The sequence below is a fragment of the Archangium lipolyticum genome (assembly GCF_024623785.1).
Taxonomy (GTDB): Bacteria; Myxococcota; Myxococcia; order Myxococcales; family Myxococcaceae; genus Archangium; species Archangium lipolyticum.
In genome coordinates, this window is the sequence record NZ_JANKBZ010000007.1 from 384,029 (window position 1) to 408,219 (window position 24,191).

Annotated in this window: 28 protein-coding genes; 21 read left to right on the forward strand and 7 right to left on the reverse strand. The window is 67.9% G+C overall.

The window, feature by feature from the left end:
* Positions 1-40: 40 nt before the first annotated feature.
* From NR810_RS18455 to NR810_RS18485, 7 genes are all read right to left on the reverse strand, one after another.
* Positions 41-1,594, reverse strand: a complete 1,554-nt coding sequence (locus NR810_RS18455; protein WP_257454081.1) for a hypothetical protein — start codon at positions 1,592-1,594, stop codon at positions 41-43.
* The gene (locus tag NR810_RS18460; RefSeq protein ID WP_257454082.1) at positions 1,591-2,370 is read right to left on the reverse strand and encodes an outer membrane lipoprotein-sorting protein; all 780 of its coding nucleotides are present in this window, start codon (positions 2,368-2,370) and stop codon (positions 1,591-1,593) included. The genes NR810_RS18455 and NR810_RS18460 overlap by 4 nt, the downstream gene beginning before the upstream one ends.
* Before the next feature lie 5 nt (positions 2,371-2,375).
* Positions 2,376-3,677, reverse strand: a complete 1,302-nt coding sequence (locus tag NR810_RS18465) for an ABC transporter permease (RefSeq protein WP_257454084.1) — start codon at positions 3,675-3,677, stop codon at positions 2,376-2,378.
* A gap of 4 nt (positions 3,678-3,681) precedes the next feature.
* The gene (locus NR810_RS18470; RefSeq protein WP_257454086.1) at positions 3,682-5,787 is read right to left on the reverse strand and encodes an ABC transporter permease; all 2,106 of its coding nucleotides are present in this window, start codon (positions 5,785-5,787) and stop codon (positions 3,682-3,684) included.
* A complete protein-coding gene (locus NR810_RS18475) occupies positions 5,787-6,542 on the reverse strand; it encodes an ABC transporter ATP-binding protein (protein ID WP_257454087.1) in 756 nt (251 codons plus the stop codon). Before NR810_RS18475 ends, NR810_RS18470 begins: the two co-directional genes overlap by 1 nt.
* A 46-nt stretch (positions 6,543-6,588) precedes the next feature.
* Positions 6,589-7,116, reverse strand: a complete 528-nt coding sequence (locus NR810_RS18480) for a GbsR/MarR family transcriptional regulator (protein ID WP_257454089.1) — start codon at positions 7,114-7,116, stop codon at positions 6,589-6,591.
* A gap of 258 nt (positions 7,117-7,374) precedes the next feature.
* Positions 7,375-8,019: a hypothetical protein gene (locus tag NR810_RS18485; protein ID WP_257454091.1), complete on the reverse strand. Its 645-nt coding sequence runs from the start codon at positions 8,017-8,019 to the stop codon at positions 7,375-7,377.
* A gap of 259 nt (positions 8,020-8,278) precedes the next feature.
* Between NR810_RS18485 and NR810_RS18490 the strand changes: the two genes are divergently transcribed.
* The 21 genes from NR810_RS18490 (at position 8,279) to NR810_RS18590 (ending at position 24,041) form a co-directional block, all read left to right on the forward strand.
* Complete coding sequence (locus tag NR810_RS18490; protein ID WP_257454093.1) at positions 8,279-8,554, forward strand: hypothetical protein; 276 nt, start codon at positions 8,279-8,281, stop codon at positions 8,552-8,554.
* Between the two features lie 136 nt (positions 8,555-8,690).
* Entirely contained in the window at positions 8,691-9,239 is a 549-nt protein-coding gene (locus NR810_RS18495) for a hypothetical protein (protein WP_257454095.1), read from the forward strand.
* Positions 9,240-9,334: 95 nt separating this feature from the next.
* Positions 9,335-9,772: a tetratricopeptide repeat protein gene (locus NR810_RS18500; protein ID WP_257454096.1), complete on the forward strand. Its 438-nt coding sequence runs from the start codon at positions 9,335-9,337 to the stop codon at positions 9,770-9,772.
* A gap of 25 nt (positions 9,773-9,797) precedes the next feature.
* Positions 9,798-10,202, forward strand: a complete 405-nt coding sequence (locus NR810_RS18505; protein ID WP_257454097.1) for a hypothetical protein — start codon at positions 9,798-9,800, stop codon at positions 10,200-10,202.
* 9 nt (positions 10,203-10,211) lie between these two features.
* The gene (locus tag NR810_RS18510) at positions 10,212-11,042 is read left to right on the forward strand and encodes a sigma-70 family RNA polymerase sigma factor (protein ID WP_257454098.1); all 831 of its coding nucleotides are present in this window, start codon (positions 10,212-10,214) and stop codon (positions 11,040-11,042) included.
* Positions 10,924-11,469: an ATP-dependent helicase HrpB gene (locus NR810_RS18515; protein WP_257454099.1), complete on the forward strand. Its 546-nt coding sequence runs from the start codon at positions 10,924-10,926 to the stop codon at positions 11,467-11,469. Before NR810_RS18510 ends, NR810_RS18515 begins: the two co-directional genes overlap by 119 nt.
* A 129-nt stretch (positions 11,470-11,598) precedes the next feature.
* The gene (locus NR810_RS18520) at positions 11,599-12,390 is read left to right on the forward strand and encodes a type III secretion protein (RefSeq protein WP_257454100.1); all 792 of its coding nucleotides are present in this window, start codon (positions 11,599-11,601) and stop codon (positions 12,388-12,390) included.
* A gap of 52 nt (positions 12,391-12,442) precedes the next feature.
* Entirely contained in the window at positions 12,443-14,002 is a 1,560-nt protein-coding gene (locus tag NR810_RS18525) for a hypothetical protein (RefSeq protein ID WP_257454101.1), read from the forward strand.
* 24 nt (positions 14,003-14,026) lie between these two features.
* A complete protein-coding gene (locus NR810_RS18530; RefSeq protein WP_204226717.1) occupies positions 14,027-14,701 on the forward strand; it encodes a FliH/SctL family protein in 675 nt (224 codons plus the stop codon).
* Positions 14,702-14,703: 2 nt separating this feature from the next.
* Positions 14,704-16,014, forward strand: coding sequence for a type III secretion system ATPase SctN (gene sctN, locus NR810_RS18535; RefSeq protein WP_257454104.1), 1,311 nt, complete (start codon positions 14,704-14,706; stop codon positions 16,012-16,014).
* A gap of 36 nt (positions 16,015-16,050) precedes the next feature.
* Positions 16,051-16,542: a flagellar assembly protein FliH gene (locus tag NR810_RS18540; protein WP_257454106.1), complete on the forward strand. Its 492-nt coding sequence runs from the start codon at positions 16,051-16,053 to the stop codon at positions 16,540-16,542.
* A gap of 34 nt (positions 16,543-16,576) precedes the next feature.
* On the forward strand, positions 16,577-17,557 hold the full coding sequence (locus tag NR810_RS18545) for a flagellar hook-length control protein FliK (protein WP_257454108.1): 981 nt from the start codon (positions 16,577-16,579) through the stop codon (positions 17,555-17,557).
* Entirely contained in the window at positions 17,554-18,927 is a 1,374-nt protein-coding gene (gene sctQ, locus NR810_RS18550) for a type III secretion system cytoplasmic ring protein SctQ (protein ID WP_257454110.1), read from the forward strand. Before NR810_RS18545 ends, sctQ begins: the two co-directional genes overlap by 4 nt.
* Positions 18,928-19,103: 176 nt before the next feature.
* Entirely contained in the window at positions 19,104-19,727 is a 624-nt protein-coding gene (locus NR810_RS18555) for a FliO/MopB family protein (RefSeq protein ID WP_257454112.1), read from the forward strand.
* Between the two features lie 12 nt (positions 19,728-19,739).
* Complete coding sequence (sctR, locus tag NR810_RS18560; protein ID WP_326522508.1) at positions 19,740-20,567, forward strand: type III secretion system export apparatus subunit SctR; 828 nt, start codon at positions 19,740-19,742, stop codon at positions 20,565-20,567.
* A 7-nt stretch (positions 20,568-20,574) separates the two neighbouring features.
* Positions 20,575-20,841 carry a flagellar biosynthesis protein FliQ gene (gene fliQ / locus NR810_RS18565; RefSeq protein ID WP_257454114.1) on the forward strand — a complete coding sequence of 89 codons (267 nt, stop codon included), beginning with the start codon at positions 20,575-20,577 and terminating at the stop codon, positions 20,839-20,841.
* Positions 20,838-21,656, forward strand: a complete 819-nt coding sequence (locus NR810_RS18570) for a flagellar biosynthetic protein FliR (protein WP_257454116.1) — start codon at positions 20,838-20,840, stop codon at positions 21,654-21,656. The genes fliQ and NR810_RS18570 overlap by 4 nt, the downstream gene beginning before the upstream one ends.
* A 15-nt stretch (positions 21,657-21,671) precedes the next feature.
* Positions 21,672-22,736: a type III secretion system export apparatus subunit SctU gene (gene sctU / locus NR810_RS18575; protein ID WP_257454118.1), complete on the forward strand. Its 1,065-nt coding sequence runs from the start codon at positions 21,672-21,674 to the stop codon at positions 22,734-22,736.
* A gap of 12 nt (positions 22,737-22,748) precedes the next feature.
* Positions 22,749-23,030, forward strand: a complete 282-nt coding sequence (locus NR810_RS18580) for an EscU/YscU/HrcU family type III secretion system export apparatus switch protein (protein WP_257454120.1) — start codon at positions 22,749-22,751, stop codon at positions 23,028-23,030.
* A gap of 50 nt (positions 23,031-23,080) precedes the next feature.
* Positions 23,081-23,557: a hypothetical protein gene (locus NR810_RS18585; protein ID WP_257454121.1), complete on the forward strand. Its 477-nt coding sequence runs from the start codon at positions 23,081-23,083 to the stop codon at positions 23,555-23,557.
* A 4-nt stretch (positions 23,558-23,561) separates the two neighbouring features.
* Positions 23,562-24,041, forward strand: coding sequence for a SycD/LcrH family type III secretion system chaperone (locus NR810_RS18590; protein ID WP_257454123.1), 480 nt, complete (start codon positions 23,562-23,564; stop codon positions 24,039-24,041).
* Positions 24,042-24,191: the final 150 nt, after the last annotated feature.

Here is a 24,191-nt window from a genome sequence, read left to right on the forward strand (position 1 = left end):
TGGGAGAGGGTGGGGGTGAGGGTCTACCCGCCCGCCTGTCTCAAATATCGATGCGCAACCCCACACCGGCCTGGACCGTGGGAGGAGCGACGACGATGGGGGGCATGACCTGCTGACCCAGGCGGGTGGCGGGCAGATCGAGCGCGAAGCGGAACTCGCCGCCCTTCTGGCCGTAGTTGACGGCGACGAAGGCCTCGACGCTGAGGTAGCGCAGGGCGCGGTGGGTGACGTCGAGCCGGGTGGTGAAGGAGCGGTCCGAGAGGTTGCCCAGGTTGGACAGGATGAAGTTGGTGTCGTCCCAGGAGCCGGGCCCGGCGAGGAGCGCGTAGACGGAGGCGTAGTGCTGGCCGAGGTAGAAGGGCTGAAACTGGCCCTGGAAGATGAGGTACGGGTAGGCGAGAGAGGTGGGGTAGCCGGTCGAGTTGTAGAAGTACTCGACGCCGACGGTGGCGGTGTCGTTCTCCGAGTAGGCGAACGTCCAGGTGGCGCCGCCGCTCACCTGAGGGGTGTAGCCATCGGGGTAGTACGCCTCGATGGGGAGCGAGGCGAGGTCGGGAGGAACGCCGCCGCTCTGGACCTGGGCGAGCAGGTCGCCGAGGGAGACGCCCTCGGGGACGCGGTACATGGGGGTGTCGGAGCCCTTCTTGAGGGCCAGCTCACCATAGATGTCGATGGGGCCGAGGGCGGAGGAGAAGTCGAAGCCGACGCGGGGCTTGCGGCCGCGCTGGAGCACGGCATCGAGCCCCAGCTCCGTCTGGCCGAGCACGACCTCGGCGCGAGCGGCGCCACCGATGCGGCCGAGGGTGTTGGCGGGGCCGGCGTTGTCGAGCAGGCCGATGGCGTAGAAGTTCCAGCCCTTGTCCTCCCAGGGCACGTGCACCTTGAGCATGGTGGCGCCGGTGCGCGTGTCGAGGAGGGCGAGCGGATCCCTGCGCTGGGGGGAGAGGAAGTCGGTGGGGTTCCAGAAGCGGGAGGTGCCCCACTTCACGTGTTGCTTGCCGGCGGTGATGAAGAGCTTGCGGCCCACGTCGAAGCGCAGCCAGGCCTGGTCCAGCAGCATCTGGGGGGCGGCGGTGATGTTGGACGTGGAGGTGCCGGTGGGGATGAGGCTGCCCGAGCCCTCCCTGCGGGCCGGGTCGAAGGTGAGCCGTCCGAGCACGAAGCCGCGGAGGCGGTCGGTGGGGCGGGCATCGAGGTAGCCGTCCACCAGCATGGGGGCGGAGAAAGAGGTGTTGCCGAAGGACACCCCCTCGTTCCCCTGGGTGAAGGCGCGCAGGTAGAAGCGGCCGCCGATCTTCAGCGGATCCTCGACGGCCTCCTCGGTTTCGAAGGCGTTGGTGGCGGCGGGACCGTTGAGCGCCTGCGCATCACGGTCCTGCTCGGCGTCGCCGGTGGGCGTCTGGGCGGCCTCGGGCTGCTGCGTGGCGGCCGGAGCGGACGCGGGGGAGTCCCCGAAGAGGGCGCTCTCGTCGGGGCGGGGCTCCTCGGCCGGGGAGTCACCGCCGAAGAGGTCGCCCTCGCTGGGGCGCTCCTGGGCGAGCGCGGGCAGCGTGGCGAGCGCCGCGGCGAGGGCCAGGGTGGTGCGGGTGCTCATCGGCTTTTGCTCTCGAGCCAGGCCTTGGTGAAGATGTTCTCCTCGAGCGGGCGCAGGTCCACGGTCTTGATGACCACGACGGTGGAGTTGGCCTTCTCCACCTCGTCATAGAAGCGCATCTCCTGGGGGTACCAGACGTCGGCCTTCTTGGACTCGCTGAAGAGCTTCTGCCACTTGGGGTAGTAGGCGGTGCGCATGAGCCGGCCGGAGAGGGCGAACTCCTGGCGCTTGAGGATGTTGGACGTCTCCTTGTCCACCCAGAGCTTCACCACGGGGTAGGCCACGTCGACGCCCTCCCGGGCCTTGAGGGAGAGCTTGTGGGTGGTGAACTTGCCGAGCTTCTCCTCGCCCTCGAAGGTGGCGTCGTACTCCTCGGCCAGACGGGACTCGTCGAAGTCGGCGCGGCGGCTGTCGGTGCCGGCGATGCGCTCGCGCTCGGTGCGCCGGTCCCACTTGCCGGTGTTCGGGTCGTAGCTCCAGAGGTTCTTCTCCATGCGCAGGTAGCCCTTGCCGGACTCGCCCTTGGGCTTGGTGAAGAGGATCATCAGCTTGTCGTCGGCGTCGCGGCGGTAGATGAGCGCCTCGCGCACGACGTCGGCTTTGTCCTTCTCCTTGGTCTCCAGGTACATGAGCGACTTGTAGTCGCCGCCGTTGCGCTGCCGGTCGTCGAGCGTCTGCAGCAGCTTCTTCATCTCCGCGGCGTCGAGAGCGGAGGCGGCCGGAGCGGCCAGGAGCACCGCGGCGAGCGCGGCGCCCAGGAGGTTGCTCGGGGTCATGGCAATCATCCGATGTGGTGCATCGCCGTGACGGGCTTCATCCGCGCGGCGAGGAAGGAGGGGATCAACGAGATGAGGGTGGTGCAGACCGTGATGAACGTGATGGCGCCCACCATGGAGCCGGGGTTGACGACCAGGTGGAGCTTCTCGGACAGGATGAAGACCTGGACGACGACGGGCACGGAGATGTCCGCGGCGTTGAAGGCCACGCACACGCCCAGGCCCACCAGGGCGCCCGTCACGGTGCCGAGCAGCCCGAGCACGAGCGCCTCCAGGAGGAACATCACCAGCACGTAGCCGCGCTGCATGCCGATGGCGCGCAGGGTGCCGATCTCCCGGGTGCGCTCGCGGATGGCGATCCACAGCGTGTTCATGATGCCGATGGCGATGATGATGAGCAGCACGAAGGTGAGGACGAAGGTGAGCGCGTCGAGCGCGGAGACCGTCCACTTGATGAAGGAGATTTCGTCCTCCCAGTTGGTGACGTCGAGCTTCTGCCCCGTCCAGGCCTCGCGGTTGACGGTCTCGAACTTCATGAAGAAGGGCTGGGGGTTGTGCTCCATCAACTGGTAGCCCAGCTCGGGCAGGCGCTTGAAGAGGCGGGCCTGCACGGCGGGGATGTCGGCCATGTCCTTGAGGTAGAGCATGAGGGCGCCGGTGGCGTCCTCGCGCGTCTGGTAGAGGCCGCGCAGGGTGGCGTTGGGCACGTAGACGTTGAAGGAGCTGAGCATGCCCACGTTGGCGGCGATGGCGGCCACACGCACGTCGACCGTGTTGCTGGTGCCGCGCATGGTGGGCGCGGACAGGGTGACGGTGTCGCCCACCTTCACGTCGAGCTTCGTGGCCTGCTCCTCGAAGAGGAGGAGGGTGTTGGGCTGGGCCAGGTCCTCGAGCTTGCCCTCGCGGAGCTGCACCACCTTGCGGAAGCCTTTCTCGGCCTCCACGTCGATGCCGCCCATGCCCACCTGGATGGAGCCCGTCTCGCTGACGATCTTGACCCAGGCCCGTGCGCGCTGCACGGAGTACTCCATCTCGGGGACTTCCTTGCGCAGCTGCTCGAGCAGCTTGGGGTAGTTGGTGACCACGGGGGCGGCCTGGCCGGCGGAGACCTTGTAGAAGCCGCCGACGTTGACGTGCCCTGTCATCAGCGTGGTGGCGGACTCCAGCATGGTCGCCTTCATGCCGTTGGACAGGCCCATGAGGATGACGAGGAGCGCCGTGACGCCGGCGATGGCGCCACCCAGCAGCAGGGTGCGGCGCTTGTGGGTACCGAGGTTGCGAACCGCGATGAGGAAGAGCTGTTGCATGGCTTCACTCGTCCGTTTGCATCGCCTGGAGGGGCGAGACCCGGGTCGCGAGGAACGCGGGGTAGAAGGTGGAGAGGGCGGACACCACGAGCACGATGACGAAGGCCTCGACGAGGTTGGACACGTGCAGGCTGGGGAAGAGCCGGGGCCCGGAGAAGAAGAAGTAGAGCGCCTCGTTGCCGGCGGGGATGCCCGCCTTGCCGAGCGCCTGCATGATGACGCCGCCCACGGTGGCGCCCAGGGTGCCGAACACGAGGCCCAGCACCAGCGTCTCCACCAGGACCATGTTCAGCACGAAGGAGCGCTGCGCGCCGATGGCCCGCATGGTGCCCACCTCGCGCACCCGTTGCAGGGTGGCCATCATCATCGCGTTGTTGATGATGACCAGGGCCACCACGAAGATGATGAAGACGGCGGCGTAGAGCACCAGCTTGGCCACCAGGACGAACTGGCCGATGAGGCCGGAGGCCTGCTGCCAGGAGACGACCTTCAGCGGCAGTCCCGAGGCCGTGCCCAGGGACTGGAGCTCGGCCATCGTCTGATCGAGCAGCTCCGGGTCCTTCAGGAGGATGGCGGCGCTGAGCACCACGCCGTTCTCGAGCTCCTGCTGGGTGTAGACGCGGTTGGCCAGCTCCTCGCGGCGCAGCCTCTGGGCGACGCCGTCGAGCTGCTGGTCCTCGTCGATGAGGCCGGGGGTGGCATCGGCCACGAGGGAGGCGGTGCCTTCTTCGCCGAAGAGCGCCGACTCGGCGTCCTCGCGCTTCACCTCCTGGACGCCACTGGCCTTCTGCAGCTCGGACAGCTCGGCCTTCTTCTCCGCGGTGAGGTAGCCGTAGAGCTCCCGGAAGGACATCAGGTCCATCAGGTTGAGCGAGCCGGCCACCGCGGACTTCTCCAGGCCCTCGAACTCGTAGGTGCCGTAGATCTTCACGTTCACGCTCTGCACGTAGCCGGTGCGGGTGAAGGCGGTGATGGTGAGATCGTCCCCGAGCCGGATGCGGTACAGGTCGAGCAGCGGCGCCAGCTCGTCGTAGAACTGCTTGTAGCGGGTGTCGAAGTTGGCGTCGTTCATGGCGAAGAAGGCGGGCAGCAGCTTGCCCAGCTCCGTCTCCTGGCTGCCCAGCACGCGCTGGAGCCGCTCCGTGGCCTGCTTCGTCTTGATGGGATCGAGCTGGAAGAGGATCTCCCGGGTCTGGGACTGGTTGTCCTTCACCCAGCGCTCCAGCTGCGGGTCCATCGCGATGGTCTTGTGGTTGAGGCCGCGCGCCTCCTTGATGAGGTCCAACCGGCGCGCCGTCTTCAGCTTGAAGGACTCTTCGTAGAAGAACTTGGACAGGAGCATGCCGCGGCGGCCCGCGGGGACCGGGGCGCCGTCCACGATGCGCATGCGGTCGAAGGTGTTCTGGAAGTTGACCAGGTCCGTGCCCACGTAGCGGATGTAGAGCATGTCCCCATCCGTCACCTGCGGGGCGATGCGGTTCTCCAGGAACTCGAGCGAGCCGAACGGGTCCTTGTCGAAGTCGGCCCAGAAGGACTCGGAGCGGGCGCGGGCGAGGGCCTCCACTTCGGAGGGATCCGTGGCCTTCTCGTCGGCGATCTCACTGCGCCGCTTCAGGTCCTCCTCGAGGAGGGAGAGCATCTGGCGCACGTGGGCCTGGAGGCTGAGGATCTGCTCGCGCAGCTCGGGCGTCTCGCCCTGGGCGGCCTTCTTGTAGAGGTCGCGCAGGCGGGCGAGCGTCAGGTCCACCGTGTTGCCGGAGGTGATGAGGGCGCCGTTGGTGCCCATGGGCACCACCGTCTTCACGTTGGGGTGCTGCTGGACGACCTCCTTGATGCGCGCGAAGTCATCCAGGGCGGACAGGTCCGGCTCGCCGCCCATCTTGCCGAAGAGCGCCAGCTCGTCCTTGGAGCGCTCCGAGTAGACCTGGAGGTGGCCCGCGACGCTGCCGATGATGCTGCGGCTCATCGACTCGTCCACGCTGTCGACGAGGGCGCCGCCCACCACCACCAGCACGGTGCCGAAGAAGATGATGCCGCCGATGAGGAGGTTGATCTTGCTGACGAACAGGTTGCGCAGGGCGACCTGTAGCAGGAGCTTGAGCTGGCTCATCAGTGCCCTCCAGCGGCCAGGGCCTGCTGGGCCTCGGCCGGGGAGACGCGGCCGAGGATCTTCCCATCCGCCAGCTTCACCACCGCGTTGGCGTGGTTCATCACCTTGGCGTCGTGGGTGGAGAAGATGAAGGTGGTGCCCTCCTTGCGGTTGAGCTCCTTCATCAGGTCGATGATGTTCTGGCCGGTGACGGAGTCGAGGTTGGCGGTGGGCTCGTCGGCCAGCACCAGCTTGGGCCGGGTGACGAGAGCGCGCGCCACGGCCACGCGCTGGCGCTGGCCGCCGGACAGCTCGTTGGGGCGGTGCTTCGCGTGCTTCTCCAGGCCCACCTGCTCCAGCAACGTCATCACCCGCTGCTGGCGCTCGGTCGCGTTCAGCTTGCGCTGCAGCAGCAGGGGGAACTCCACGTTCTGGAAGACGCTGAGCACCGAGACCAGGTTGAAGCTCTGGAAGATGAACCCGATGGTGTGCAGCCGCAGGTTCGTGAGCTGTCTCTCGGTGAGCAGCTTGGTGTCCTGGCCATCCACCCGCACCACGCCCGAGGTGGCCGTGTCCACGCAGCCGATGAGGTTGAGCGCCGTCGTCTTGCCGCTGCCGGACGGACCCGCGATGGAGATGAACTCACCCGGGTACACCTCGAGGCTCACGCCGCGCAGCGCGGGCACCTCCACCTTGCCCAGGGTGTACGTCTTGGTGACGTCGGTGAGGGAGACGATGGGTTGGGCGCCACCGGGTACGGCCGAGAGCTGGGTCATGACGGGTGCGGTCCTTTCTGCGAACCGTGGGAAGAGGGTGGGAAGGTTAGCGGGTGCCGCTCCGGCGCTGGCGGGCGGAAGGGGAGGGGGTTTTGGTTGCCTGGGTGCCGGGCCTGCGGGCGAAGCGGGCGCGCCAGCGCTCGACGGCACCGGCCAGCTCCTCGCGGTAGAACGCGCAGAACTCCACCGCCTCGCGCAGCTTGTCGCGTTTGCTCAACCGGGGCACGGCGAGCGCGTCCTGGCACATCTGGCCCAGCGCATCCATGGCGGAGATCGCCACCTCGAGCCGGTGGTCCCAGCCAGCGCTGTTGAAGACGTAGTAGTGTCGGCGATCCCCGGGGATGCTGGCGGGGTCCACGGTGCCGCTGGTCTGCAGCTGGCGGATGTTGGTGGACACCGAGGCCGGACTCACCCGCAGCAGCCTGGCGATCTCGCCCAGCGCCAGCGGCTCGTCGGCCAGCAGCAGCAACCCGAGGATGCGGCCGCCGATGCGCGGAACGCCCTGGCGCTCGAAGAACAGGCCCATCGATTCGATGAACCGTTCCTCCTCGGCGCTCAAACCGGTGCGACCCATGCGCGGCATTCCCCCCCAATGGGAAGTCGCGCCCGGTGTACTGGTGTCAGGATGTTCAGTCAATACTGAAGGGACTGATGCTCGGCCCTCTCGGGCCTGGGTGGATGTACGTGGCGGTGGCCATGGGTCCTGCCCGGCTCGCCCGTCACGTCGCTTCCCACCTCATGAAGAGCTGCTCGCGGCACCGGAGGGGTGCCGCGAGCGAGGGATGGATGCCCACGGGGGCATCCTGTTTCCATCTGCTAGGGCTCGACACCGTTACTTGCCGGTGTCGCCAGCGCCGCCCACGTCACCGGAGGTGCCGCCCACGTCACCGGAGCCGCCCACGTCACCGCCCAGGTTGTGGTCCTTGTCCATGCCCTGGTCCAGGCCCGAGCCGCCCGTGTCACCCGGCTGCTGATTGATGCCCTGGTCGGGGCTCATGCCGCTGCCGCCCATGCTGGTGTCCAGCGAGATGCTCTTGGCGACGTTGCTGTCCTTCTCCACGGTGAAGCTGGTGCGTACCTGCTGGCCCTCCTTGAGATCCTTGGCGCCCTTGACGCCGGGATCCTGGAACTTGGTGTTCTTGTTGATCTTGATGGCGATGACGCCGTTGTCGGTCAGCAGGCTGAGCTGGTTGGCGCCGCTCTTCACCACGGTGCCGGAGACCTGCTTCTCGCCCATCTGCTGCGCGCCGCCCATCTGGCCCTGGGCGCCGCCCATCTGACCCTGGGTGCTGCCCGCCTGGCCGTGCTGAGAGCCGCCAGTCTGGCCCTGAGTGCCGGCGCCGCCAATGGCATCGCCGCCCGCGGGCTGACTGCTCTGCGTCTGTGGATCCTTGCCCCTCTCCTGGTCCCCGGCCACAGCCAGACCCGAGCTCACCAACGCCACGGACGCGAACAGCCCCACAAGCTTCCTGGTCATGAGATGTCTCTCCTCTTCGAGCGGGGCCGTGCCCCCCATGGACGTGTTCCCCGCTGGGCAAAACCTAGGTGCGGTGTGGGAAGCGGCCAGGGACGAAGCTGGAAACGGGCGAGCCTGTTCCCTCTCCGTGCGTCTCTTCGTGGAGCGGCGAGCCGCCCGTAGGGCAGGCGGCTTGAACCGGAAGGGCGTTTTCCCCTAGCGTCGGGGAATCCGACAGCGCCGACCTCCCGGCCGGCCTCCACAGGAGACTCCTTCCACCATGCCTCCGCCGTCCAAGCAGACCGCGCCCGCAGCCGATCCCCTGCCCACGCCGTCCTTCCCGGCCATCGAGTCGTTCATCGAGCGCGCCACCCCCGAGGAGGTCCAGTCGCTCTTCACCCCGGTGAAGAACGAGCTCGCCAACCTCAAGGGCCCCAAGGCGGAGCAGGCCCGGAAGGTCCAGGCGGCGATCTCCCGCACCGAGGAACTGCTCGGCGTGCTCCTGCAGACGCGCGAGCGGCTGGTGGCCGAGTCGAAATCCAAGGGCCGGAAATAACTGGAGTTTTTGGTGGGCTGATCGTTTCCGGCCGGATCACACGCAACTGCGTCGGACGATCACCGATAATGCAGACAGAGAGCGCCGGACCCGCCGGGCTCTGAACCTTGGTCGTTGCATTGCCTGGAGAGGAACCATGACGAAGATCGACAGCTCCCTGAACATGCCGCGGATGTCCACCAACATGACGACGGCCCGGGTGACGCCGGACACCAGCTTCTCCGCTCGCGTGCAGTCGGGCGTGGGCACCGCGGCCAACGTGGTGGCCGGCGGCGTGGGCATGGCGGCCAACCTGGTCCCCGGTGGCTCCGTGGTGTCCGCGGCGGTGTCCTCGCTGACCACCTTCGGTAACTCGAGCGGCTCGGGCGCGGCCCCCTACTACGGCGCGGCCCTGGCCTCGGGCGGCGTGCCCATGAACACCACCGTGGGTGCCAGCAGCGGCGGCGCCATCCCCGGCGCGAGCGGCCCCGCGGTCTCCAACAACGGCTCGGTCAGCCTCCCCGGTGGCGGCGGCGTGAGCGGCGGCGAGTTCAACGGCGAGATGCAGAGCATGTTCGCCGAGCAGAAGAAGCTGCTCAACGTCCAGATTTCCATGCAGCGTGAGAACCAGGTGTTCTCCACCATTTCCAACGTGCTCAAGACGCGGCACGATACGTCCAAGAACGCGATCGGTAACATCCGCTAGCGCCCAGGCGCTGGTGGTTTCACGGGTCCGGCGCCCGGGGGGTGGTGGTTGCTCCCTCCGGGCCGTCCCGGACTTGGAAAGGAAGCGGCACTCAGATGGCGGAGACTTCGGAGATCTCGGGCAGCCTCGTCCCCCTCGCCAGGCGCGAGGCCATGATTCTTCTCGAGGCGGGCTACCTGTGGCTCGACATGGGCCAGTTCGAGAAGGCGCGGGAGGTCTTCGCCGGGGCGGCGGTGCTGATGCCCAAGAGCGAGGTGCCCCAGCTGGCGCTCGGCTCGCTCGAGTTCGCCCAGGGCCGCCATGACAAGGCGCTGCAGGCCTACCGGGCTGCCCAGCGGCTCGCTCCCAATTCCGGTCTTCCGCGGGCACACGCGGGCGAGGCCCTGCTGTTCATGGGCAAGGTGCCCGAGGCCCTCAAGGAGCTGAAGGCCGCCGTGGACCTGGACCCCGAGGGTGATGGGGCGCGTCTGGCCCAGGCGCTGATGGACGCGAAGGAAGCAGGGGCCCTGCCCCCGCCCTCCGCGAAGAAGTAGGATGCTTTGACAGGAGGTCATGCCGATGTCGGTCGGTGGAGTTGGACGAGGCGGCGGAAAGGGACGTGCCGGGGGCGCCAAGGGGCCCGCTGGCAAGGCGCCAGCCGGCAAGGCAGAGTCGTCGTCGTTCGGCGGTGCGGTGGACCGTGCCTCCGGGCTGGTCGGCCCGTCGGGCGCGGTGGGTTCGGGCAACGTGCAGGGGCCGCAAGCCGCGGATCCCATCACCGCCCAGGCGCTCGCCATCGCCAAGCAACTGAAGAATGGGAACTTCAAGAGCAAGGACGAGGCGACGCGCAAGCTCGTCGCCGAGGTGCTCAAGGAGAAGCTGCGGATGAAGTCGACGGCCTTGACCAGCAAGATCGCCGACGCGCTGCAGGATGACCCTCGTCTGAATCAGGCCCTCGAGCGGTTGTGGTCGAAGGCCGAGTGAGCGGCGCTCTTGGGTCTCGGGGAAGACAAGAAGGTCCTTCTGGAGAAGTACGGCCCCTACGTCCGGTCGCTCGCGTCGACCGTGCGCAGGCAGTTCTCCGCCCAGCTCGAGCTCGATGAGCTCATCGCCTACGGTCAGATTGGTCTCCTCGAGGCCGCCGACCGGTTCGATCCCAAGGTAGGCGCCAACTTCCTCACCTTTGCCCACTACCGCATCAAGGGGGCCATCTACGATGGTCTTCGCAAGATGGGGGTGCTCAAGGGGGGAGACGCGCGTTCGGCCTACGCGGGCGAGCGTGCGACGGCGTATCTGGGAAATCTTTCGGATCGCGAGCAGGGAGGAGGCAACCGCGGGGGGTCCATTGACGATGATGTCATGGACATCTCCAACGCGGTGGCGGGGCTGGCGATGGTGTTCGCCACCAGCCTCGAAGGGGCGGAAGGGCTGGGCTTCACGGACGAGTCCCTGCCGGTGGATCAACGGCTGGAGCTCGAGCAGCAGCGGATCCGTGTGAGAGCGGCCATCGAGAAGCTGCCGGAGAAGGAACGCCGGTTGCTGCAGGGCTACTACTTCCAGGGCAAGACGCTGGAAGAGGCGGGGGCGGAGATCGGGCAGTCGAAGAGCTGGGCGTCTCGCCTGCATGCGCGGGCGATCGAACGGCTCAAGGAACTGTTGAACGAGGAGGAGTCTTCCTCCCCTGAGGATACAAGGAGGCAGTCACATGGCGGGTCCGATGGCCGGCGTGTCGGCGGCGCAAATCGCCCAGCAGAAGTTGCAGGACCAGGGCGCGCAGCAGGTCAACAAGCAGGGGGCGTCGAAGTTCGACGCGGCCCTCGCTAACAAGGCTCAGGCCGCGGGCGGCCCGGAGCAGGTGCAGCAGGCCCAGGCCGCTCAGGCGACGCAGCGCGCCGAGCAGGTGCGTCAGACCGAGGCCGTCAACAAGACGGAGAAGGCGGCGCTCAACAAGGTCAACACCGCTGGCCAGGAGCCCGCCACCGCGCGCGGCGCCGAGGCCGTTGGCGGCAAGCAGGAGACGGCCAAGACCGGCAACAACATGCTGTCCCATGTGGTCAGCGAGTTGGAGAAGGGCCAGGTCAACATGGAGAAGCTCATCAAGGCCGGCGCCTCCGGCAAGACCTTCTCCAACGCGGAGCTCCTGTCGCTCCAGGCCGGTATGTACAAGTACACCCAGGAGCTGGATCTGACGAGCAAGGTGGTCGAGAAGGCCACCAGCGGTCTCAAGGACACCCTGAAGACCCAGGTCTAGTCTCGCCTGGTCGTCTGGTTCTCGAAGGGCGTCTCCTCGGAAGCGAGGGGGCGCCCTTCCTCGTTTCCCGCCTGTTTCCGGGTTGGGTCTTGTTGGAAACAACGCCACGCATCTAAGCTAGGCGCGCCCATGACGCTCCGACCGTACGCGCTCGCCGCCCTCCTCGCCCTCGCGGTGGGGACCGGCTGCACCATCGACCTGCAGCACGAACTCTCCGAGCAGGATGCCAATGAAATCTATGTCCTGCTCAGCAAGAACGGCATCTCCGCCACGAAGATGAAGGAAGAGGGCGGCAACGAGCTGCGCTTCCGCATCGTCGTTCCCAAGGCCGACGCGGCGCAGGCCGCCGAGCTGCTGCGGGCGTACTCGCTGCCGCGCCCCATGGAGAAGGGCCTGAGCCACTTCGCCAAGGGTGGCATGGTGCCCACCGCCACCGAGGAGCGCGCCATGCTGCTCAAGGCGCTCGGCGGCGAAGTGTCAAACGCGCTCAACCAGATCGACGGCGTGCTGGAGGCCCGGGCCATCGTGATGATTCCGGAGAACAACGATCTCACGCAGCCGGAGAACAAGCCGATGCCCTCGGCGTCGGTGTTCATCAAGTACCGGCCGACGGCCAAGAACGAGTCGCCCATCAAGCGCGAGGACGTGCAGCAGTTCGTCTCCACCGCGGTGCCGGAGCTGAAGCCGGAGGCGGTGACGGTGCTGCTGACGCCGGCCATCGCGGGCGAGGCGGAGGTGAGCCCGGAGAGCCGGCTGCAGGATGTCATGGGCATGCGCATGACGGCGGGCAGCGTGGGCCAGTTCCGCATGATGGCCGCCGTGGCCGTGCTGCTCATCCTGGCCTCCATCGGCCTGTCGGCATGGTCTCTGATGCGCGGAGGTGGCACGGCCGCCACGGCCCGCGCCAGGCCCAAGCCGTAACGAGAGCCCCTCCGTCGTTTTCTGGAAGCGTCTCCCACCCCCAGGGTGACCGTTGGATCAGTTCCTCACATCGCTGAGCAAGCGCCAGACGATGATGCTCCTGACCGCGATCACCTTCGGTGGTCAGGAGGGCGTCGGTGCGCTGGAGCATCTGCCCGAGGACGAGGCGGAGATGCTCCAGCACCGTGCCCAGGAGATTCTCCAGATCCCTCGCGACAAGCGGATCCCCCTGCTGGTCCAGGAGATCAAGCGGCTGATGAAGGACCGGCGCGGCCAGCTCTGGAGCGCGGAGCCGGAGCGGCTCGCGGGCCTGCTCAAGCGCGAGCGTCTCTCGCTGGTGGAGGTGGTGCTGCGCGCGCTGCCGGCGCCGCTCGCGGACGCGGTGCGCTCCCACCTGCCGTCCACGGGACGGGTGAAGCTCACGCGCGAGGTGCGGCCCCAGGTGCTGGACATCGTGCGCTGGAAGCTCGAGGAGCTGCTCGCCCGCGAGTCCTCGGCGCACGTGCCCTTCAAGTTCACGGACGTGCTGCTGTTGCAGACGCGCGAGCTGCTCACCGTGTGTGACCGGCTGGGCGCGCGTGTGCTGGGTCCCGCGATGGCGGGCCTGCCGGACGCGGAGCGGGAGCCGGCCGTCGGGGCGCTGCCGCCGCACCTGCGTCAGCTCGCCACGCGGGCCGTGACGGCCAATGCCGCGCGCAAGATGGCCGAGGAGGACGCCAAGGCGCAGCTGGAGCAGTACGGGGGCCTGCAGAACCTGGCCGCCGCCATCCGTGGCGCCGGCGTGCACCGCCTGGCGCGCGCGAGCGTGGCCCAGTCTCCCGAGTTCGCGGCGCGCCTGCTGGAGAAGCACCGCGGTGACTTCGGGCAGCTCCTGGCGAAGTGGGTGCGCGACGAGCGCGCCAGGCCGACGAGCCGCGGCGATGGTGGCCGGACCGACATCGTCACGGACCTGGAGCGGCTCGCGGCCCGGGGTCTCATCGAGCGCCCGGTGCGGCTCACCCCGCCTCGGGCACCCGCCCTCGGACCGCCTACTCCCAGCGCGAAGCCGGCGCCAGCGCCCCAGGCTCGTGGCCCGGCCATGTCGCGTGAGATGCGCGCGGGTGCCAGCTCCGAGCCCTCCTCGGTCCGCCGGTCCATGTCCTCGCAGTCCGTGGTCGGTGTGCGGAGGGATCCGATCGCCGAGCGCGAGGCGCGCCGGGCGGGGGCCAGCCCGCGCAGTTACGTGGGGCGCCCGGAGGACGCGGACGGCTCGCGGGTGAGCCGGGTTTCTTCCCGGAGCCCCCGGGAGAACGCGCCCGTGGCGCCGGATCCCACCGGAGCCCGGATCGGACCGGCGCCGACGCGCGGCGGCACCCGGTCCCGTGTCGACGAGCGGCTGGGAGAGGAGTCGGAGGTCTCGCGCGTCTTCCGCTCCCCGGTGTCGCGCACGCACAGCCGCAGTGCCATCCCCCGCGAAAAGCCCGAGGCCGAGCCCGACCGCCCGCCCAGAGTGCTGGGGACCAGCACCTCGCTGCCGGCCGTGCAGCCGGAGGGGACGCGGGTCCAGCGGCGCTCCCGCTCGGGCGTGCAGCCGGCGACGAGCGGGCGTGGACCGAGGGGCGGAACGCGATAGCATTCCGCTGACAAGGAGCTTTCCATGGCGATCGGCAAGGTGATCAAGGGTGACTCGGCGGCCGAGCCGGCACCCTCTGGGGGAGATCGGCCGGTGCTGCGGCCTCCGCGCCCGGGTGTGATGAACGCCGAGGTCTTCGAGGCCCGGCAGAGCGCCCAGGGCATCATCGAGGAGGCGCAGAAGGAGAAGGAGCGCATCCTCGCGGAGGCCCAGAAGGAGCGCGAGGACGTGCTGGCCAAGGCCCGCGAGCAGGGCAAGCAGGAGGGCATGGCCCAGGCCACGGAGCTCATCCTGCGCGCGAAGATGCAGGCGGGGGAGATCCTCGCCCAGCAGGAGCAGGACGTGGTGGCCCTGGCGTGCAAGATCGCCGAGAAGATCATCGGCCGCGACGTGGAGCGCGATCCCACGCTGCTGGTGGACATCTGCGCCAAGGCCATCGAGGAGCTGCGCAACGCGCGGGCGGTGGTGCTCCGGGTGAATCCCAAGTCGGCGGCGGTGCTGCGCGCCCGCAAGGCGGAGCTGATGGAGCTCATCGGCCGGGCGGTGGACGTGGCCATCCGCGAGGATCCGGACGTCGCCCCGGTGGGCTGCATCGTGCAGACGGAGTTCGGCAAGGTGGACGCGCAACTGCCCACCCAGTTCGAGATGCTGCAGAACGTGCTGTTCCCGGACCAGGGCAAGAAGGAGGGCCCTCCGTAGCCATGGCTCTCGATCTCTCGCGCTACTACTCCCTCATCAAGGACGCGCCGCTGTACCGGGTGCGAGGCCGCGTCACCGAGCTGACGGGTCTGGTCATCAAGGCCAGCGTGCCCGGCGTGCGGGTGGGAGAGCTCGTCATCATCAAGGGCGCCAGCCGGGCCGCGGTGAAGGCCGAGGTGGTGGGGTTCCAGGGCGACGAGGTCATGCTCATGCCCCTGGGCGAGCTCTACGGCATCGGTCCGGACAGCGAGGTCATCCCCACGGGCAGACCGCTCTCCATCAAGTGCGGGGAGGAACTGCTGGGCCGCGTGCTCAATGGCATCGGCGAGCCCATGGACGGCAAGCCCCTGCCCGAGGGCATGCTCGACTGGTCGGTGGACCGTGACTGCCCGGACCCCTTCAAGCGCCAGCGCATCGAGCGCCCGCTGCCCCTGGGGGTGCGCTGCATCGACGGGCTGCTCACCGTGGGCGAGGGCCAGCGCGTGGGCCTGTTCGCCGGTTCCGGCGTCGGCAAGTCCACGCTGATGGGGCAGATCGCCCGGAACACCCAGGCGGACCTGAGCGTGGTGGCCCTGATCGGCGAGCGTGGCCGCGAGGTGCGCGAGTTCATCGAGGACGCCATGGGCGAGGAAGGCATGAAGCGCGCCGTGCTGGTGTGCGCCACCTCGGACCAGCCCAGCCTGGTGCGTCTGCGCGCCGCCTACGTGGCCACGGCCATCGCCGAGTACTTCCGCGAGCGCGGTGGCAACGTGCTCTTCATGCTCGACACGGTGACCCGTCTGGCCCGTGCCCAGCGTGAGATCGGCCTCGCCATCGGTGAGCCTCCGGCCCGCCAGGGCTATCCGCCGAGCGTGTTCTCCATGCTGCCGCGCATCCTCGAGCGCACGGGCAACTCGGAAAAGGGCAAGTGCACCGCCATCTACACCTGCCTCGTGGCCGGCGGTGACATGGAGGAGCCCATCGCCGACGAGGTCCGCGGTATTCTCGACGGCCACTTCATCCTCAACCGTGCCCTGGGCGAGCGCAACCAGTGGCCCGCCATGGACGTGCTGGCCAGCCTCTCCCGTGTGATGAGCGGCATCGTCTCCAAGGAGCACAAGAAGGCGGCCGGCAAGCTGCGCGAGACGCTCTCGACCTACGAGAAGCAGCGCGACCTCATCCTCCTGGGCGCCTACCAGTACGGCACGGACCCCCGGACGGACTACGCCATCGACAAGTACGACGCCATCATCGACTTCCTCAAGCAGGACACCCACTCCAACAGCCCCTTCGAGGAAACCGTCCAGAAGCTCATCGGGCTCTTCGAGGATTAACGGGACGGGGGCATTCCGGGCTAGGATGCGGACACCATGCCTCCGTACCGGTTGCAAGTCCTGCTCGAGATGCGCGAGCGCGCCAAGGAGGAGGCCGAACAGGCCTTCTCCGATGCCGTCAAGGCGCTGGAGAAGGAGAAGGCCGAGCTCAAGCGCCTCGAGGAGGATCTCGAGAAGCGCAAGGCCGAGCGCAAGCAGAAGGTGATGGCCTACCTCCAGCAGGTGATGGCCAAGGGCGCCACGGGCGTCAACAGCCTCACCATGATGAATCGCTACGAGGACCGCCTCAAGGACGAGGAGGCCCAGGTGGCGCTGGAGATCGAGCGTCAGAAGGAGGCCATCAAGGTCGCCGAGAAGCTCGTGGAGCAGCGCCGGCGGGAGATGGCCGAGGCCGCCAAGGAGCTCAAGGCCATCGAGAAGCACAAGGAGACCTGGCAGAAGCAGATCCGCGCCGAGCGACAGGCGAAGGAGGAGCTGAACCAGGAGGAAATCGGGAACACCTTGTTCCTGATGCGCCAGCGCAAGTAACCTCGGGGTTCCCCCCGTCTGGTGGTGTGACGCGATGAGCCGAGTCGAAGACGATCGTCAGGCGCAGAAGGCCGCGGAGCGGCTGGCCCAGGAGAAGCGTCTCCAGGAGTCCAAGACGAAGCAGCGCACGGAGGGCGAGAACGCCTTCTCCAAGCTGGTTCAGCAGCAGAAGTCCCAGCAGGCGCAGACGCAGCAGACCCGGACCCAGGAGCAGGGCCTGGGGAAGTCCGTGCTCGCGAGCCTGCTGAAGGAGAACGAGGCCAAGGGCAAGACGGAGCAGCGCGGCGAGGCCCAGAAGAGCACGTTGCGCCAGACGGGCAAGGCCCTGGACGAGCGCGTCCAACAGTCGCGCACGGGCGAGGGAGAGCGGCTGTCCCAGGGGCGGCAGACGGACTCCTCCCAGACGAGCCAGGCGGCCCAGGGCCGGCAGGCGGACCAGGGCGTGGCCCACACGCGCTCCGAGTCGCGCCTGTCGGACGCCAAGAACACCGACGACGCCCTGAACGAGCGCGGCGAGGCGCTCACCAAGGGCAGCGAGAATTCGGCCGCGGGCCAGGCCGGCCGGAGCAAGGGCTCGCTCAAGACGGACGCGGACGGCGGTGGCAAGGGCGGTGGGGACGGCAAGGACAAGAAGGACGGCGGGGCGGAGCTGGCGGCTGGCTTCCGCTTCAACCCCGCGCTGATGGCCCCCGTGCCGGTGGCCAAGCCCAAGCCCACGGCGGGCTCGGAGCGGCTGCGCGCCATCGCCAACGAGATCGCCCAGAAGATCGTCGAGCGGGTGCGGGTGGGCACCAATGCCGCGGGTAACGCGGAGTTCCAGATCGACCTCCGCAGCGACGTGCTCAGCGGCCTGTCCATCAAGCTCAGCGCGAAGAACGGGAAGATCCATGCCGTGTTCAGCGGCGGAGACAAGGACGTACTGAAGATGCTGGAGGAGCAGCGCGACGGGCTCAAGAGCGCGCTGGCCGGACGCGGTCTCACCCTCGAGGATCTGCGTATCGAGGCGAAGTCATGAGTCGTCTCGATTTCGATACGGACGAAGATCCTGGCGAACACGAGCGCACCATGGTCGTCGATACCCGGCAATTGAAGCGCCCGGGGAAGCCCTGGCGCCCCTTCTCCTTCAAGCGGCTGGAGAAGGTGTCCCTCACCGAGTCCCGGCTCACCGGGCGTCTGAAGTGGTTGACGCCGAAGGCCGAGGCCGTCGAGGCGCTGTGCGCCCGGCTCAAGGCCATCTTCGACACGCAGGTGGGCTTCTCGCTGGAGACGGTGCAGGTGTTCGGCTCGGGCGAGCTGCGCCACCACATGGCTGAGCCGGCCTTCCTGTCCTTCCTGGTGCCCGGTCCGCATCGCGGGCGCGCGGTGCTGGAGGTGGAGCTGGCCCTGGCGCACGCGGCGGTGGACGCGCTGCTGGGCGGCGCGGGCGAGGCGGTCGGCCTGCGGCCCCTCACGGACATCGAGGAGGGCGTGGCGGGCTTCGTCCTCCTCGAGGCGCTCAAGGCGCTGGGTCCGGGGATGGATCCGGGGCAGCCCAAGCTGCGGATGGAGGGCGTGGCGCGCGGGGTGGACGAGGCGGTGGCGCGGCTGGGCGAGGAGGGACCGGTGCTGGTGGTGCAAATGCGCGCCCGGCTCGGCTCCCACGACGGCGTGGTGCGCCTCTTCGTGCCCTCGGGCGTGCTGGATGTGATGGAGCCGGCGCAGGTGTCCGAGCAGCGGCGGGTGCAGCTGCGCTCGGACGTGCAGGCGCACCTGGGCCGCCTGTCGTCGGCGCGCGCCTGGTTGCGCGCGGAGATCGGCTACGCGGAGATCTCCAGCCGCGACCTGTCGAGCCTCCGGGTGAAGGACGTGGTGCTGGTGGACTCGCTCTCGGCCCGGCAGGATCGGGGCGAGGAGGGAACCGCGCGGCTTCGTCTGGGGCTGGGACGCGCGGGCTGCCTGGACGCGCAGGTGTTCGTCGAGGACGGCCTCTACCGGGCCCGCATCACCGCGGTGGTGCTCGGGGAGCAGTCCTTCCAGCGGCGTGTGCCCTCCGAGGCGGACGAGGCCGCGGCGGAGGCCCTGGGCGAGTCCGGAGAGGCGGGGGAGGACGAGGAGTTCACCAACCCCGAGATGAACAACCCTTTGGCGGAGAGTGGTGCCGTGGACGACAGAATGGATGCGAGCGACCTGCTGGGTGACATCCCGCTGCAGATCTCCGTGGAGCTGGCCCGGGTGCCGGTGACGGCCGACCAGGTGGTGTCCATGCGGGTGGGGCAGGTCATCGAGTTGAGCCGGGCGCCGGGCGAGCCGGTGGACCTGTCGGTGAACGGCAAGGTGATTGCCCGGGGCGAGCTGGTGGAGCTGGAGGGGCAGCTGGGCGTGCGGGTCCTCTCGCTCGCGGGCTGAGGTCCATCGTCCGGTTCGGGGGCTCCACCGTGGCATTGCGACGAGAAGACCAGAGCGTGCCGCGGAGGGGTGACCCAGGCAGGCGAGCGATGGGGCAGGGCAGGGGGGACCGTGGCGGTCTCTTGCCTGATGAACTAGCCTCGCGCCCCACCATGGCTGTGTTTCCCGCTTTCCTGATGCGTTCGGCCCTCGTGGCGTGCGCGTGCGTGCTGCTCGCGTCCCCGGCTCGGGCCCAGGCCACCGCCTCGCCCGCGCAACCGGCTCCCGCCGCCGCACAGGCTCCCGCCGCCGAGCTGGTGCCCACCGCGAAGTCCCCCGACCTCACGGCGAAGGGCGCCGCCGACCCGTTCTCCAGTACGGAGCCAGCGGGGCCCGGCCTGGAGGAGGAGCCCGAGAGCCTCGGGTGGATGCTGACGCGCACGCTGCTGCTGTTCGGCGCGGTGCTGGCCTCCATCTACCTGACGCTCAACGTGGGCCTGCGCAAGCTGATGGGGCTGCAGGGCGTGGCCACGGGCCGGCCCGCGGTGGTGTCGGTGGTGGAGCGGATTCCGTTGGATCAGCGCCGCACCCTGTTCGTGTTGAAGGCCGCGGGCGAGTACCTGCTGGTGGGCGGTGGCGAGAGTGGCCTGCAGCTGCTGTCGAAGCTCGATACCGAGGCGGTGGAGCGCATCCGTTCCGAGCGGCCCCCGGCCAATGTGATTCCCCTTTCTCCCTTCCTCCAGAAGCTCCTCGCCCGCCGCAATGCTTCCCCATCGGGCGTTCCCGCCCAACCGAGCGGCACCCAGCCGCCGGGCGCCTGATAGAGACGACCCGTGAGACTCACTCCATCCGTTCGCCTCCCCGCCCTCCGCATCGCGCCGTGGCTCTTCGCCGTGGCGTTCGCGCTGAATCCGTTCATCGCCTTCGCCGCCAAGCGGGGCGGTGGTTCCGGCAACGAGGCCGTGGCCGTCGAGTCGGTGAGCCCCGACTCCTTCGCCTCGCGGCCGCTGGTGCTGATGCTGGCGCTGGCCGCGCTGTCGCTCGTCCCCTTCGTGCTGATGATGGTGACGAGCTTCGTGAAGATCTCCGTGGTGCTCTCCATCGTGCGCTCGGCACTGGGCACCCAGCAGATTCCTCCCACCCAGGTCATCACCGGCCTGGCCATCATCCTCACGGTCTACATCATGGCCCCGGTGGGACAGGCCATGTACCGGGCTTCCGAGGTGGACATCCTGTCCAAGGGGCCCAGCCTGCTGTCCTCGGAGACGGTGGGCAACCTGATGGAGGCGGCCAAGAAGTCCCGTGAGCCGCTGCGCGAGTTCCTCATCAAGAAGATCACCAACAAGGACCGCGCGCTCTTCTTCAACCTGGCCAAGAAGATGCGGGCCACGGAGGAGGATCGGCAGGACATCACCGACCGGGACTTCATGATCGTCGTCCCGGCCTTCGTGGTGTCCGAGCTGAAGGAGGCCTTCCAGATCGGCTTCCTGCTCTTCGTGCCCTTCATCGTCATCGACATGGTGGTGGCCAACATCCTGCTGGCGCTGGGCATGCACATGCTCTCGCCCACCACCATCTCCATGCCCTTCAAGCTGCTCCTCTTCGTCCTCGTCGACGGCTGGTACCTCATCGCCAAGGGCCTGGTCGTCGGCTACCTGTGAGACGCACATGAACCAGCTCAACTCCATCCTGCAGCAGGCGCTCTATCTGGTGCTCGTGGTGTCGGCGCCGCCGGTGCTCATGGGCCTGATGATCGGCATGGTCATCGCCATCTTCCAGGCGACCACGCAGATCCAGGAGCAGACGCTCTCCTTCGCGCCCAAGGTGGTCGCGGTGTTCGGCGTGCTGGCGTTGACCGGTCCATGGATCGGCAGCCAGCTGGTGCGCTTCACCTTCCACGTCTTCGATCAGTTCCCGGCCCTCATCGCCAGATGAACGTCTCCGAGGTCATCGCGAAGCTGACCGAGCAGGCCAACCTCTCGCTCGTCATCTTCACCGTGGGTCTGCTCCTGTGCCGGATCATGCCGGTGCTGGTGCTCTCGCCGTTCCTGGGCGGCGAGGTGGTGCCCACGGAGATCAAGATGGGCGTGGGCGTCACGCTCTCCGTGGTGCTCTTCCCCGCGGTGAGCGCGCGCATGGGGGCCATCCCCACCAGCGCGCTGCCCTTCATCGGGCTGATGCTCAAGGAGATCTTCATCGGGGTGTCGCTGGCGATGATCGTCAACATGGTCTTCGAGGCGGCACGCGTGGCCGGCAACATCGTGGACACCATGTCCGGCAGCAACAACGCGCAGCTGTACGTGCCGCAGCTCGGGCAGCAGGTGTCCATCTTCTCCAGCCTCAAGGTGCAGCTCGCGGTGGTGCTCTTCCTCACCCTCAACGGCCATCACCTGGTCATCGAGGCGCTCGCCGAGAGCTTCGCCATCGTGCCCCTGGATCGCTTCCCGCGCTTCAGTCAGGGCATGTGGCCGTTCATGGATCTGATGATCCGCTCCTTCGCGGACCTGTTGAAGATCTCCATCGCCCTCTCCGCGCCGGCCATGCTGGCCGCCTTCCTGACGGACCTGGCGCTGGGCGCCATCAACCGCGTGGCGCCGCAGATCCAGGTGTTCTTCATCTCCATGGCCATCAAGCCGCTGGTGGGTGTGGTCATCGTCTTCATGTCCCTCGGCCTCATCATGGGGCGGATGCAGACCGACTTCGCGGACATGCTGGCCATGTTGCGCGATGCGGTGCGCCTGCTCGGCTGATTCGGGGTTCCCGCCATGTCCGACGAAAAGACAGAAGAACCCTCACAAAAGAAGCTCGACGACGCCAAGAAGAAGGGCCAGGTCTGGAAGAGCAAGGACCTGACCGGCGTGTTCGGGCTGCTCGTGGGCCTGGGCGTGGTCAAGGGCACGTGGTCCAACGTGGAGGAGCAGGTCACCCAGCTCTTCCAGTTCAGTTTCGATCACATCGCCCACCCGGGGGACCTGGAGAAGGCCACCTTCCACCTCATGGTGATGGGCCTGCAGACGATGCTGCTGCTCACGCTGCCGGTCGTGGGGGCCGTGGCGGTCGTGGGAGGCCTGTTGGATTTCCTTCAGGTGGGTTCGCTGTTCACGATGGACCCGCTGATGCCCAAGCTCGAGAAGCTCAACCCGATCGAGGGGGCGAAGAACCTCATCGGCAAGAAGCAGATCATCGAGCTGATCAAGAACCTGGCGAAGATCTCCGTGACCGCCTACGTCACCTATGGCGTGGTGCGTGACGCCATGCCCCTGGTGGTGGAGACGGTGCGCCGGGACATCCCCACCATCATGGCGGTGATGGGCGAGCTGGTGTACCGCGTCGCCATGCGCGTGGGTCTGGTCTTCTTCCTCTTCGCCATCTTCGACGTCTGGTGGCAGCGCAAGTCCTACATGAAGGACATGATGATGTCGAAGGAGGACGTGAAGAAGGAGTACAAGGAGAGCGAGGGCGATCCGCACCAGAAGGCCAAGCGCAAGGAGATGGCGCAGGAGCTCCTGGAGGGGGCGCAGATGGATGCCGTGAAGGATGCCGACGTCATCGTCACCAACCCGGACCACGTGGCCGTGGCGCTCAAGTACGACAAGGACTCGGACGGAGCGCCGAAGGTGCTGGCCAAGGGCATCGACTTCAAGGCCGAGCGCATCAAGTCCATCGCCCGTGACTCGGACGTGCCCACGCTGCGCAACGTGCCCCTGGCGCACGCGCTGCTGCGCGTGGACGTGGGCCATGAGATTCCCGAGGAGCTGTACGACGCGGTGGCCGAGGTGCTCAACTTCGTCTACGGCCTGAAGAATCCCACTCCCGCTGCGCGGGCCTGACGCGAGGTTCCCATGAGTGAAGATGTCGAGATGGCGATCGCGCTCAAGTACGACAAGGAGAAGGATGTCGCGCCCCGCGTGGTGGCCAAGGGGATGCGCATCAAGGCGGAGAAGATCCGGGAGATCGCCAAGCAGTACAACATCCCCATCATGAGGAACGTGCCGCTGGCCAACGCGCTCTACCGCATCGACGTGGGCCAGGAGGTCCCCGAGGAGCTGTACGACGCGGTCGCGGAGATCCTCAACTTCATCTACGAGCTGCAACGCGAGCAGCAGGCGAGCGGCAAGCGCTGAGGGTGGAGTAGACTCCAACCCCCCAAACGGTGTGAGGTTCGTTCCAGACCATGGCCAAGATCAACAATCAGCCCCCGAGAGCACCCCTCTGGCCCTGGGGGGGACCCCGTGCGGTACGCGAGAAGCTGGTCGATCCCTCCCAGCTGGATCGCAAGAAGCGCAAGATTGGCAACCCGAAGAACCCGGCGCTCGCCTCGGCGGCGCTGCTGGACTTCATCGGCCCGGCGCACTCCTCGGAGGAGATCCGCCTGCCCACGCCGCCCAACCCCAAGGGGCATGACGCGGATCTGGAGGGTTTCGCGGACCGGCCGTATCTGGCCAGCGTGGCCGGGCGCGCCGAGGGCGAGCAGCGGCAGCAGCTCGAGCGCAGCCTGGGGCGCATCACCGCGCCGCCGGAGCGCATGGATCGTCTGAAGGGTCTGCTGCAGCGCGAGGCGCAGATGCTGGCGCTGGTGGGCCAGGTCCACGAGGAGATCCAGGACATCCAGCGCCGCATGCGCGAGGAGCAGCAGGAAGAGGGGTACTAGCACCATGGCCGCACCGGACAGCAACAACCCCGCGCAGGACGAGGCGAAGCTCCAGGCGATGATGCAGCGCTGGGCGGATGGCAAGGCCACGCTGCGCGACGTGCGCGGCTACACGGACGAGGAGCTGTACGCCATCGCCAAGACGGCCTACTTCTTCTACTACCAGGGCCGGGTCAACGAGGCGCGCACGCTCTTCCAGGGCCTCTATGCCGTCAACCCCGCGGACGCCTACTTCGCCAAGGCGCTCGGCGTGGTGGAGATGGCCGCCGGCAACCCTCAGGGGGCGCTGGCCGCCTATGACGTGGCCCTCAAGCTGGCCGCCAACGACGCCGCCGCCTACGTGGGTCGTGCCGAGGTGAAGCTGGCCATGGGCCAGAAGTCCCAGGCGGCGGAGGATCTTCGCCGTGCGACCCAGCTCACCCAGGGGGAGGACCCGGTCCACGCCAAGGCTTCCGCGATGTTGAAGGCGCTGGGATTGCGGTGAAGAAAAAGCCGGAGAAAATCCCCCAGGAAACTCCGGCGGGGCTCTTGCGATAATCTGTTTGTAGGCCGGGCGGCACTCACGCCGCCGGCACGAAGGAGAACGTCATGAGCCTGAGCATCGGTGGTTTCAAGCTTCCCAACATCAACCTCG

What these genes read in the sequence shown, in the direction of transcription:
- NR810_RS18475 (WP_257454087.1), bottom strand. Translation starts at nt 6,542, where the DNA reads ATGACCCAGCTCTCGGCCGTACCCGGTGGCGCCCAACCCATCGTCTCC.
- NR810_RS18530 (WP_204226717.1), top strand. Translation starts at nt 14,027, where the DNA reads ATGGCGATCGGCAAGGTGATCAAGGGTGACTCGGCGGCCGAGCCGGCA.
- NR810_RS18500 (WP_257454096.1), top strand. Translation starts at nt 9,335, where the DNA reads ATGGCGGAGACTTCGGAGATCTCGGGCAGCCTCGTCCCCCTCGCCAGG.
- NR810_RS18570 (WP_257454116.1), top strand. Translation starts at nt 20,838, where the DNA reads ATGAACGTCTCCGAGGTCATCGCGAAGCTGACCGAGCAGGCCAACCTC.
- sctQ (WP_257454110.1), top strand. Translation starts at nt 17,554, where the DNA reads ATGAGTCGTCTCGATTTCGATACGGACGAAGATCCTGGCGAACACGAG.
- NR810_RS18555 (WP_257454112.1), top strand. Translation starts at nt 19,104, where the DNA reads ATGCGTTCGGCCCTCGTGGCGTGCGCGTGCGTGCTGCTCGCGTCCCCG.
- sctN (WP_257454104.1), top strand. Translation starts at nt 14,704, where the DNA reads ATGGCTCTCGATCTCTCGCGCTACTACTCCCTCATCAAGGACGCGCCG.
- NR810_RS18495 (WP_257454095.1), top strand. Translation starts at nt 8,691, where the DNA reads ATGACGAAGATCGACAGCTCCCTGAACATGCCGCGGATGTCCACCAAC.
- NR810_RS18505 (WP_257454097.1), top strand. Translation starts at nt 9,798, where the DNA reads ATGTCGGTCGGTGGAGTTGGACGAGGCGGCGGAAAGGGACGTGCCGGG.
- NR810_RS18460 (WP_257454082.1), bottom strand. Translation starts at nt 2,370, where the DNA reads ATGACCCCGAGCAACCTCCTGGGCGCCGCGCTCGCCGCGGTGCTCCTG.
- fliQ (WP_257454114.1), top strand. Translation starts at nt 20,575, where the DNA reads ATGAACCAGCTCAACTCCATCCTGCAGCAGGCGCTCTATCTGGTGCTC.
- NR810_RS18545 (WP_257454108.1), top strand. Translation starts at nt 16,577, where the DNA reads ATGAGCCGAGTCGAAGACGATCGTCAGGCGCAGAAGGCCGCGGAGCGG.
- NR810_RS18485 (WP_257454091.1), bottom strand. Translation starts at nt 8,019, where the DNA reads ATGACCAGGAAGCTTGTGGGGCTGTTCGCGTCCGTGGCGTTGGTGAGC.
- NR810_RS18520 (WP_257454100.1), top strand. Translation starts at nt 11,599, where the DNA reads ATGACGCTCCGACCGTACGCGCTCGCCGCCCTCCTCGCCCTCGCGGTG.
- NR810_RS18515 (WP_257454099.1), top strand. Translation starts at nt 10,924, where the DNA reads ATGGCGGGTCCGATGGCCGGCGTGTCGGCGGCGCAAATCGCCCAGCAG.
- NR810_RS18455 (WP_257454081.1), bottom strand. Translation starts at nt 1,594, where the DNA reads ATGAGCACCCGCACCACCCTGGCCCTCGCCGCGGCGCTCGCCACGCTG.
- NR810_RS18540 (WP_257454106.1), top strand. Translation starts at nt 16,051, where the DNA reads ATGCCTCCGTACCGGTTGCAAGTCCTGCTCGAGATGCGCGAGCGCGCC.
- NR810_RS18590 (WP_257454123.1), top strand. Translation starts at nt 23,562, where the DNA reads ATGGCCGCACCGGACAGCAACAACCCCGCGCAGGACGAGGCGAAGCTC.
- NR810_RS18585 (WP_257454121.1), top strand. Translation starts at nt 23,081, where the DNA reads ATGGCCAAGATCAACAATCAGCCCCCGAGAGCACCCCTCTGGCCCTGG.
- NR810_RS18580 (WP_257454120.1), top strand. Translation starts at nt 22,749, where the DNA reads ATGAGTGAAGATGTCGAGATGGCGATCGCGCTCAAGTACGACAAGGAG.
- sctU (WP_257454118.1), top strand. Translation starts at nt 21,672, where the DNA reads ATGTCCGACGAAAAGACAGAAGAACCCTCACAAAAGAAGCTCGACGAC.
- NR810_RS18470 (WP_257454086.1), bottom strand. Translation starts at nt 5,787, where the DNA reads ATGAGCCAGCTCAAGCTCCTGCTACAGGTCGCCCTGCGCAACCTGTTC.
- NR810_RS18465 (WP_257454084.1), bottom strand. Translation starts at nt 3,677, where the DNA reads ATGCAACAGCTCTTCCTCATCGCGGTTCGCAACCTCGGTACCCACAAG.
- NR810_RS18490 (WP_257454093.1), top strand. Translation starts at nt 8,279, where the DNA reads ATGCCTCCGCCGTCCAAGCAGACCGCGCCCGCAGCCGATCCCCTGCCC.
- NR810_RS18480 (WP_257454089.1), bottom strand. Translation starts at nt 7,116, where the DNA reads ATGGGTCGCACCGGTTTGAGCGCCGAGGAGGAACGGTTCATCGAATCG.